Raw genomic sequence first — 5,838 nt, forward strand, 5'->3', positions numbered from 1 at the left:
TGGATCCGCTTCTCCAGCAAGGTGCTGGCCGTGGCGGCACTGGCCGCGATGTATTTGTTGAGCAGATACCGCACGCCGAAGCGAGTGAGCTTGCCACCACGCCGGTTCGTGAACAGTAATGCGTCGGTAATTCCGTTCCCCGGTGTCTGCTGCGCCAGTGCTTGCAGTCGGGCGGCGGTCGCGGCCCAAATCGGGCAAAGCCGGACCTTGCCGCCCTTGCCGTGGAGCCGGACCTGGTGCGGCGGCTCGGTGTGCACATCGCTCAACTTGAGATCGAGCACTTCCTGGACGCGAGCCCCGGTATTGAGCATCAGCGCAAACAATGCATAGTCGCGCCGGCCCGTATCGGTGGAAGAGTCGATCTGCCGAAGCAGCGTCTCGACCTCCGCCGGCTCGAGATACTCAATGGGTGCATTGCGCCCCCCCCGTTTAAAGGGCAGGCCTAGCACCCGCTGCAGTTGGGCGAGATGCTCTGGCGACTCGGACACCAGGAACCGGGCAAAGGTATGCAGCGCGGCCAGCCGCGCATTGCGAGTGGCAATGCCATTGTGGCGGTCGGCCTCCAGAAATGTCAGGAACTGTGCAACGTGCTCGGCGGTGAAGACATCGAGACTGAGATCCTCGAGGCGCCGGCTGTTGTGATTGGATACGAAACGCAAGAACAGGACCAAGGCATCTCGATAGCTGCGGATGGTATGCAGACTCATGCCGCGCAACGTCAGAAGGTATTCGCGGAAGAACTTCTCCACACATAAGCCGAGGTCGTTAGGGTAACCGCCGCCGCAGGTAGGCGCGAAGCTCGCAACAGGCGTCAGGCGACAGCGGTACGAAGCGGGACTTGTGAAACTTAGACTCGCGAATCCGCAGTGCACCCTCCGCGGGATCGGCATCGGCCAAGGTGAGGCGCAGCAGCTCGCCACGACGCAAGCCGGCGGTGTAGAGCAAGACGACGGCCAGCCGCAACACGGCTGGCCGAAGCGGCGATCCGGGTGTTGGACGCTGCTGCTTGGCGGCGGCCAGCATATGCGCGACCGCGTCCGCGCCGAAGATGACCGGCGCACAGTAGGGCTGCGGGCGGGGGAAGCGATTAGCGTCTGGCACGAAGCAATGGGGCTCGGTGCGCTGCCGACACAGGCAGAAATTACGAACCTCCCGCAGCCGATTCCGCCGGACATTGGCGGTCAGTTCTGCGAATGACTTGCTCCACTCGTCTAACAGGTTCTGATCGAGATCCGCGGCGGCGTGATCGTGCATGAACTGGAGCAGCGATACGAGCACTCGCTCGACACCGAGATAGCTGCGCCCGAGTGCGCGCTTCCATTGCAAATAGCAGTCGACGATGGGGGTGGCCCATAATGCGCCATCAGGTACAGGATCGCGTGGTCACGGCAGCCCATGGGATCGGAACGATCGATCGAGCGTAGCAACTTCTGCACGAGATCCCAGGCCAGCGCGCGCGGTGGCAACTCGTCCCGATAGGTGCGCGGGGTGTCGATGCTGTCGAGTCGCTCGCGCAGTTCACCTCGATCATGGCAGAACCGCAGGAAGGCGCGCAGTCGCGCAACCGTATGCTGGAGGGACTGGCGTTTCAGTCGCTGGCCGTCGATGACAACGAACCGTTCGACCGCCTGCACTGACAGTTCCTGGAGCGAAGTGCCAGGCGGCACGGCCTGAGCGAGAAAGGCGGAAGCCGTCGCGATGTGCTGATTGACCGTCGACACGGTCAGTCCTCGCGCCTCGAGCAGGTGATGACGGTATGCGTCGAGAAGCGGGGCGAGGCGACTGCAGTCGGGCTCAACGACGAGTCGGCCGCCAGCGGCCAGGAATCGTTCGAATGCGCGCTGCGTTGCTCGAAACAGGGGCTGCTGGCGAGCCGACGTGAACATCGTGGTGAGATCAGCCCGCGAGAACATGGCATCGGGCCCAACCGAACCGCGGGCTTCGAGGACCTGCTTCAGTCTGCGGATATGGTCATGGGCTGGATCATGTGCATAGCCGGCGAATACCAGCCAATCTGCAAAGCCGACGAGCCAATCGGCAACTGGGGACTCGAGGTAGCGCCGGTAATACTTGGGAAAGAGCTTGGTAAGCATCATGGCCTCCACGTTCATTGAGGTGGGAAACCACGGTACGCCTTGCTCTACTTATGTTGAGCCCGGATGACTCGATGCCTCGCCCATTGCAGGTCGAGCTGCATTACTCCACATAACTGGCCGCTACACATAAGTCGAGTAATGTTGAGCTCAACATTACTCGACGACTGGGGTCTGGCGCCGTTTACCGCTGCGCAACGGCGCGACATGCTTGAACTGCTGGACGACCGCTACGGCAAGCGCTCGACGCTAGTGACCAGCCAGATGCCAGTGGACAAATGGCACGCACTGATCGGCGATCCGACCTTGGGCGATGCGATCCTCGACCGGCTGGTGCACAACGCTTATCGGATCGAACTGAAGGGCGAATCGATGCGCAGACGCGCAACGAAATTGACGGCGACAGAGACTTCAGACTAACAATGCAAACCTGCGTCGCTGCGCTCCGACTGCCTGTCCAAGTGGACGTGGATCAGGTGTCCAAGTCAGCATGGAACGAGTGTCCAAATGATCGTGGGCTGAGTGTCCAAGTGTCGTGGAATCCGCAGATAAGCACCTTTTCAGTGTTACTGCCCTCTGTACGTCGGTTTTCTCTTCTCTGAGAACGCCGTCAAACCTTCTCTTGCATCAGCGCTAGCTGCGCACCTGGCCAGGCCCTGGGCCTCATTTTCAAGTTGTGACTCCAGTGGTAGCGAACTGGCGGACAGCATCAGTCTGCGAATTTCACCATAGGCTTTGGTCGGGCCAGCTGCCAGCTGATCGGCGATTGTCTTGGCTCTGTTCCCGTAGTCATCTAATGTGCACACTTCGTCGACCAGGCCGGCGGAAAGGCATGCCTGGGCGCTCAGGCTTTCATTCAATAGCAGGAATTTCCTGGCACGACCAAGCCCCATTCTTCTGCTGAGCGTGATCGAGCTACCGGCGTCACAGCAATAGCCAATGCCGGCATAGGCGGCAACAAACTTGGTGTTATCTGCGGCGACAACAATGTCGCAGCCCGCAATGAAGCCAGCCATGCCGCCCGCACATATGCCATGAACAGCGGCTACCAGAGGGGCATCCATTCGTTGCAAGCGCGCGATGGCCATATGCAGATCACTGGTCCAGCGCTTGATCATGCTCGGCAGGTCATCAAGCTTGCTGATGAAGCTGGCAATGTCACCGCCATAGCTAAAGGCGCCGCCTTCGGCGGTAATTAGAACGGCTCGGACATCCTTGCGCTCCGACAGGACGATAGATGCTTCGTTAAGCTCGCTGCACAGCGCGCCGTCAATAGGATTACCACGCTTGCCCTGGATAAATACCAGGTGGGCCAGGCCATTTTCAATAGTTAGGTTCAGCGCTGAGTCGCTCATGCTCCATGCCCCCCTGATTCAAACAGAACGCATTTTTTTGTCGCGCTCGGAAGCGGCTTTGATTTTTTCCTTGGCCTTGGCCCACTGTTCGTCAGTCAACTCGGTCAGGCCGGCAAAGGTGCTGGGCGCAGCAAGGTGGTGGGCGCCATCAATCGCAATGGTCTGGCCGGTGAGGAATTCACAGGCATCGGACATCAGGAAAATGACCAGGTTTTGCAGTTCTTCCATGCGGCCATAACGGCGCATGGGGATCTGGTCCGACTGAGTAGCGCCGACGGAGGAATCCTCGATCGGGTTGAGCTTCTCCCAGGCGCCTTCTGTCGGGAACGGGCCCGGTGCGATGGCATTCAGGCGAATGCCATAACCACCCCACTCAACAGCCAGCGACTGGGTCATGTTGTTGATGGCGCTTTTAGCCATGGCCGCCGGTACTACGAAGGCGGAGCCGGTCCAGACCCAGCTCACCAGGTTGCTCAACACTGCGCCCTTGATGCCTTCCTTTATCCAGCGCTTGCCGCAGGCGAGGGTCGTGAAGAAACTGCCATCCATTACGGTTGAGCGTATGGCCTCATAACCGCGGGGGCTTAAGTCCTTGGTGGGGGCGATGAAGTTGGCTGCTGCATTGTTGATCAGGCCATTCAGAGGACCTTCTTGCCAGATCTGCTCGATCATGTTTTCGACCATTTCCGCATTACGCAGATCGCAGATCATGGTGCTCACGCTGGAGCCTGTTTCGCTCAGGATGTGCGCAGCGGCTTCGGTCAGCACGCTTTCACGCCGACCGCAGATATAGACCTTGGCGCCATGCTTGGCCAGACCAGTTGCGAGTTCCCGTCCAAGACCACTGCCACCACCGGTAACGAGAATTCTCTTGCCTGCCAGTGCTGCCTTGTCAAATAGCAAATTCATGGGTGCCTCATTCGTATGTATAAATAACGTATGCCTATTAAACAATGACTGAGGCCTGTCGTCCAGTTTTCCGTGGTCCACGAGTCTGGATCGATCAATGGGTAAAAGATGAGGTGCCGGGGACGTGGGGGAAGGGATACACAAAAGGCTCTGTCTGAGTTAACTGTTGCAGTGGCCTAAACTGAATCGTGATATCTCCGAGTGCAAGGGATTGATCATGAAGGCGATTCAGTTTTCACAGTGGATAGCACAGTGTTGGCGCTGATGAAAAATTGACCCACCCTGCCGATTGAAATTTGACCCAGGGCGGATTGCTGATTTCAGCCTCAGCAATTGTGGATAAGTCTATCAGCGCAGCTGCTTTTGAACCCCCTCCTTGATAGCCCAGTTCAGTTGTTGATGACCTGCCACATGTCGTCATGCAGCAGGCCATCCTTTCCCTAAAATCAAAACGCGTCGTCATCCACCGGCTTCTGATCGTTCTTACGTTTTCGTTCCCGTGATTTGATCTTTGCCTGGGCCGCCAAGCTGCTGTGCTGCAGACGGTAGGACTCGTTGCCCGTTTCGACGATGTGGCAGTGGTGGGTAAGCCGATCCAGCAAGGCTGTGGTCATCTTGGCGTCACCGAACACGCTCGACCATTCTGCGAAACTCAGGTTGGTCGTGATCACCACGCTGGTGTGCTCGTAAAGTTTGGACAGCAGGTGAAACAGCAAGGCGCCGCCGGCCTGGCTGAACGGCAAATAACCCAGCTCATCGAGGATGACCACGTCCATGCGCAGCAGTGCCTGGGCGATGCGCCCGGCTTTGCCGTCGTGCTTCTCGCGCTCCAGCAGATTGACCAGGTCAACCGTGGAGTAGAAGCGCACGCGCTTGCCGTGCAGGGTGATGCCGGACACGGCTAGCGCGGTGGCCAGGTGGGTCTTGCCGGTGCCCGGCCCGCCGATGAGTACCACGTTCTGTGCCGTGTCGGTGAAGGCCAGGCTGGCCAGTTCCCTGATCAGCCGTGCGTCGGCGCTGGAGGCGCTGAAGTCGAAGCCAGCCAGGTCACGGTGCATGGGTAGCTTGGCCATGTTCATTTACGTAAGCGCTCCATAAACCCCACCTCCCACTGGTGGGGTTTTGCGTTTTACAGTGACGTCGTTGGCTTGCTGCTCCACGGCAGCAGCGCTTCGTAGCCTTCAACGCTGTTGATCAGCGGCAGGCGCTCGAAGACATGACGCAGCCAGGCATAAGGCTCCCAGCCGTTGGCCTTGGCGGTTTCGATCAGGCTGTAGAGTTGGGCGCTGGCGGTTGCACCTTTGGGCGTGTCGCTGAACAGCCAGTTTTTGCGGCCGATGACGAAGGGCCGGATGGCCCGCTCGGCTGCATTGTTGTCGATCGGCAGGTGGCCGGCCTCGATGTAGCGTTCGAGTCGGCTCCAGTTGCTCGCCAGGTAGTTCACTGCTTTGCCCAGGGCGTTCTGCGCCGTGACCTGCAGC

At 59.1% G+C, this 5,838-nt stretch carries 6 protein-coding genes and 2 pseudogenes; 1 reads left to right on the forward strand and 7 read right to left on the reverse strand.

The window, feature by feature from the left end; all coding sequences use genetic code 11:
• From BM315_RS24585 to BM315_RS23770, 3 genes are all read right to left on the reverse strand, one after another.
• Positions 1–749 (reverse strand): tyrosine-type recombinase/integrase (locus BM315_RS24585; RefSeq protein ID WP_170862312.1); only part of this gene is annotated, 749 nt, incomplete at its 3' end.
• A gap of 16 nt (positions 750–765) precedes the next feature.
• Positions 766–1,254, reverse strand: coding sequence for a tyrosine-type recombinase/integrase (locus tag BM315_RS23765; RefSeq protein WP_212633002.1), 489 nt, complete (start codon positions 1,252–1,254; stop codon positions 766–768).
• Positions 1,212–2,093: a tyrosine-type recombinase/integrase gene (locus BM315_RS23770; RefSeq protein ID WP_212633003.1), complete on the reverse strand. Its 882-nt coding sequence runs from the start codon at positions 2,091–2,093 to the stop codon at positions 1,212–1,214. Before BM315_RS23770 ends, BM315_RS23765 begins: the two co-directional genes overlap by 43 nt.
• 156 nt (positions 2,094–2,249) lie before the next feature.
• Between BM315_RS23770 and BM315_RS23775 the strand changes: the two are divergent.
• Positions 2,250–2,513, forward strand: a pseudogene (locus tag BM315_RS23775) (ATP-binding protein); the annotation flags it as partial.
• A 146-nt stretch (positions 2,514–2,659) separates the two neighbouring features.
• On the opposite strand, the gene BM315_RS23780 reads toward BM315_RS23775, so the two are convergent.
• The 4 genes and pseudogenes from BM315_RS23780 to BM315_RS23795 form a co-directional block, all read right to left on the reverse strand.
• Complete coding sequence (locus tag BM315_RS23780; RefSeq protein WP_090506118.1) at positions 2,660–3,448, reverse strand: enoyl-CoA hydratase/isomerase family protein; 789 nt, start codon at positions 3,446–3,448, stop codon at positions 2,660–2,662.
• 18 nt (positions 3,449–3,466) lie between these two features.
• Positions 3,467–4,357 (reverse strand): SDR family oxidoreductase, encoded by an 891-nt coding sequence (locus BM315_RS23785; protein ID WP_090506120.1) that lies wholly within the window; start codon positions 4,355–4,357, stop codon positions 3,467–3,469.
• Positions 4,358–4,803: 446 nt separating this feature from the next.
• A pseudogene (istB, locus tag BM315_RS23790) lies at positions 4,804–5,436 on the reverse strand (IS21-like element helper ATPase IstB); the annotation flags it as partial.
• Positions 5,437–5,486: 50 nt separating this feature from the next.
• Positions 5,487–5,838: IS66 family transposase (locus BM315_RS23795; protein ID WP_141124035.1), on the reverse strand; the 352-nt coding region annotated here is incomplete at its 5' end.

It is taken from the genome of Pseudomonas borbori (assembly GCF_900115555.1).
GTDB lineage: Bacteria > Pseudomonadota > Gammaproteobacteria > Pseudomonadales > Pseudomonadaceae > Aquipseudomonas > Aquipseudomonas borbori.